Genomic DNA, 4,025 nt, shown 5'->3' with positions numbered 1-4,025 from the left:
ATCCAGAGCCGCGCGCGCGTCGGCAACTGCTACGTCAACCGTAACCAGATTGGTGCGGTGGTCGGCGTGCAGCCGTTCGGCGGTGAAGGCCTCTCCGGCACCGGTCCGAAGGCCGGCGGCCCGCACTACCTGCTCCGCTTCGCCGGTGAGCGCACGCTCACGATCAACACCACGGCGGCGGGTGGCAATGCGTCGCTGCTGACGATCGGCGAGTAAAACCCGTTTCGCATGATCCAGGCCGCGCTCCGCAAGAAGCGCGGCCTTTTTTTCGCAAGAGTTTCTCGCTCGGAAAGTTCTTGCACTAGAATCCCGAGAGCATCCAGGGCAGGAACTCATCAGTGGACCACGAAGCCATCATCGATACCGCGGCGCTAGGCCTGGCCCAACGACACGCGGAGGCGTTCGCCACTGCCCAGCCCTTCCGCCATGTCGTCATCGACGGGTTCCTCGACGACGCCTTTCTTGCCGAGCTGGTGCGTGAGTTCCCCGCCTTCGAGCGCGGCAACTTCATCGGTGACGACGGCCGTCCGGGTGGTAAATCCACCGTGGACGCCATGCCGCAGCTCGGGCCTGCTTACCGGCGGCTCGACGAAATCATCCAGACGCCGGCGTTCCTGACGTACCTCGGCCGTGTCACCGGTATCGAGGGCTTGTTGTACGACCCGTTCTACCTGGGCGGCGGTACGCACGAGAACCGCAACGGGCAACCACTCAGCCCGCACATCGATTTCAATTTCCACCCCAGCGAGCGATGGCACCGACGACTGAACCTCATCGTGTACCTGAATCCCGAGTGGGACGACGCGTGGGGCGGGCTGCTCGATCTTTACAAGGACCCGTATGCCGACCCACAGCCAGCGGTGCGCGTCGCACCGCTGTTGAATCGCTGCGTGATCTTCGAGACCACCGAGACCAGCTGGCACGGCTTCGACCGGATCGCTTTCCCCGCCGACCGCCCTGGGCTTTCGCGCAAGTCGATCGCGCTGTACTTCTATACGAAGGACCGGCCGGCGGAAGAAACCGCGCCCCGTCACACGACCCATTACGTCAACCGGCAGCTCCCCGACCATCTGGCACCGGGTTACACACTGACCGAAGCCGATGTGTTCGCACTGCGCGAGACAATTGCGTCGCGGGACAACCTCTCCAAGATGCTTTATGCGGAGAACAGCCAGCTCCTCCAGGCGCAGGACAAGGGGTTCGGCGGACAGGTGCTCTACCTCATGAAGCGCCTCTACATGCGGTACCGCCGACGCACGGCACAGGTTCGCAACGCCGCCGACGGCTGACACCTACAACGAAAGTTATATTGCGGACGGGTCCATTTTGATGCTTGCTTAGCGAACATCGCGCCGACCGGAACTCGGCGCCCATCCATCCTGGAGGGCCGCGACATGATGTTGCAGATGTCCGCTACACCTGCGTCACCCGCAATCCGAGCCGAACCCGCACCGACGCCCGTGCCAGGGAAGTCGTCGGGCCCCAGACCGTCGTGGAACAACAAGCAACTGCAAGCGTTCATGACGAGCGAGCAAGAAGGGTATAAGCCACCCGAACTGGGCGCGCTCGCGCCATGCAAATGGGACGAGTCTTTCGAGAATGCTCCCCCCGGCACGGTAAAGGCCGGCTCCATGCTGCAGTTGAACAACACGATGATCGTGGCCGTCAGCGATGTCATCATCGAGGAGACGGACAAGGGCAGCGTGGTGGTGACAGGTACGCGCGGCAGGAACAACGAGTGTCGCTTGATCTTTCGCCGTGCCTATGGCCACGTGCGCTGTGACATACGCATCCCCAACGGGGCCGCGGAGTCGCGCATCACGTACCTCAGATCGCCCTGTGCGAAAGCACCAGGGCTTGCCGAACTCCACTCGTTCAATATCTGCCAGCCCTTGCAGAGGATGCATGGTGACGCCGGGGGATTTTCGATGAACCTGGATTACCACGCCGATCCGCTCAACGAAGTGCAGGGGATCCTTTGGCGCGGCGGTTTGCTGCAGATCTCGCGAATCAGTCTTACGCCCTAGGGGAAAAAAAGGGCGGCCATAAGGCCGCCCTTTTTACGATCACCGCCACGACGCGAATTTACTTCAACCCGCGATCCTTCAGCATCGGCTCGATGCTCGGCTCCTTGCCGCGGAAGTCACGATAGAGCTTGCCAAGTTCCTCGGTATTGCCGCGCGAGAGGATCTTGTCGCGGAAGATCTGCCCGTTCTCGCGGGTCAGGCCACCGTGCTCCTTGAACCACTCGAAGGCGTCGGAATCGAGCATCTGCGTCCACAGGTAAGCGTAGTAACCCGCGGCGTAGCCGTTGCCCCAGATGTGCTGGAAGTAGCTGGAGCGGTAACGCGGCGGCACCTGCGCGAGGGTGAAGCCGGCCTTCTTGAGCGCGTTCGCCTCGAAGGCATCGACGTCCTGCTTCGGCGCACCCGGGGCAATCATGTGCCATTGCATGTCGAGCAGGGCTGCCGAGATGAGTTCGCTCATCGCATAGCCCTGGTTGAAGCTGCTCGCCTTCTTGATCTTGGCAACGAGTTCGTCCGGCATGGCCGCGCCGGTCTGGTAGTGCTTGGCGTAGTTGGCGAAGACCTTCGGGTCCGACGCCCACTGCTCGTTGAACTGCGACGGGAACTCGACGAAGTCGCGGGCGGTGTTCGCGCCGGACAACGACGCGTACTGCGTGTTGGCGAACATGCCGTGCAGCGCGTGACCGAACTCGTGGAACATGGTGGTGACATCGTCGAACGAGAGCAACGCGGGCTGGCCAGCCGCCGGCTTGGTGAAGTTGGCGACGTTGTAGACCACCGGCTTGGTACCGAACAGCTTCGACTGGTCGACGAAGTTGCTCATCCACGCGCCGCCGTTCTTGTTGTCACGCTTGAAGTAGTCGCAATAGAACAGCGCCATGGAGGTGCCGTCCTTGTCGAACACTTCGAATACGCGCACATCCGGCTGATACACCGGGATGTCCTTGCGCTCCTTGAAGGTCAGCCCGTAGAGCTGGTTGGCCGCGTAGAACACACCGTTCTGCAGCACGTTGTCCAGCTCGAAGTACGGCTTGATCTGCGCTTCGTCAAGGTCGTACTTCGCCTTGCGGACCTTCTCCGCATAATGATCCCAGTCCCATGCCTGGACCTGGAAACCGCCCTTGTCCTGGTCGATCACCTGCTGGATGTCCCTGGACTCCGCGGTGGCGCGGGCGACGGCGGCCGGCACGAGACGCTCCATGAACTTCTCGGCAGCCGCCGGCGTCTTCGCCATCTGGTCGTCGAGTTTCCAGGCGGCGTAGTTCGGGAAGCCGAGCAGCTTCGCGCGGTCGGCGCGGACCTGGGCGATACGGGTAATGATCTCGCGCGTGTCGTTGGCGTCGCCGTGCTCGGCGCGCTCCCACGATGCCTTGAACAGCTTCTCGCGCGTGTCGCGGTCGTTCATGCCCTGCAGGGCCGGCTGCTGCGTGGTGTTCTGCAGCGTCACAACATATTTGCCGTCGAGCTTGCGGTCCTTCGCAGCGGCCGTCGCGGCTTCGATATCCGCGTCCGACATGCCGTCGAGCGCCTTCTTGTCGTCGACCACCAGCGCACCGGCCTTGGTCGCGGCGAGCAACACGTTGGTGAACTTGGTGCTGAGGGTGGACTCTTCCTTGTTGAGGTCCTTCAGCTTGGTCTTGTCGGCCTCGGACAGCTTGGCTCCGGCGTGCACGAAATCGTCGTAGGTCACCTGAAGCAGGCGGCCGGATTCCGGGTCGAGCTTCAGTGACGCCCGCTTCTCGTACAGGGCCTCGACCCGCTTGAAGAGCTTGTCATTGAGATAAATCGCGTCGCTATGAGCGGCGAGCTTCGGCGACTCGTCTTCGTCGACCTTCTGGAGGGTGTCGTTCGTGTTGGCACCCGTGAGTGCGCTGAACACGTTCTGGGCGCGCTTGAGCAGGACGCCCGACTTTTCCAGGGCGACGATGGTGTTGTCGAAGCTCGGTGCGTCTGCCGAATTCGCGATGGCCTCGACCTCGGCCAGCTGCTGCTTCATGC

4 protein-coding genes are annotated in these 4,025 nt (G+C 62.4%); 3 read left to right on the top strand and 1 reads right to left on the bottom strand.

Going from position 1 to position 4,025, the window contains the following annotated elements; translation table 11 throughout:
* The 3 genes from AC1DSN_RS19460 to AC1DSN_RS19450 all read left to right on the top strand — a co-directional run.
* Positions 1-216 (top strand): aldehyde dehydrogenase family protein (locus tag AC1DSN_RS19460; protein WP_477332319.1); only part of this gene is annotated, 216 nt, incomplete at its 5' end.
* 122 nt (positions 217-338) lie between these two features.
* Positions 339-1,289: a 2OG-Fe(II) oxygenase gene (locus tag AC1DSN_RS19455; RefSeq protein WP_477296628.1), complete on the top strand. Its 951-nt coding sequence runs from the start codon at positions 339-341 to the stop codon at positions 1,287-1,289.
* Positions 1,290-1,394: 105 nt separating this feature from the next.
* Positions 1,395-2,027 (top strand): hypothetical protein, encoded by a 633-nt coding sequence (locus AC1DSN_RS19450; protein ID WP_477332317.1) that lies wholly within the window; start codon positions 1,395-1,397, stop codon positions 2,025-2,027.
* A 58-nt stretch (positions 2,028-2,085) separates the two neighbouring features.
* Here AC1DSN_RS19450 and dcp read toward each other — a convergent pair.
* Positions 2,086-4,025, bottom strand: a 1,940-nt coding sequence (dcp, locus tag AC1DSN_RS19445; protein WP_477332315.1) for a peptidyl-dipeptidase Dcp, incomplete at its 5' end; no start/stop codon positions are given.

The sequence above is a fragment of the Luteibacter sp. P4_D7_3 genome (assembly GCF_056401735.1).
This window is presented reverse-complemented; position numbering and strand designations above follow the sequence as displayed.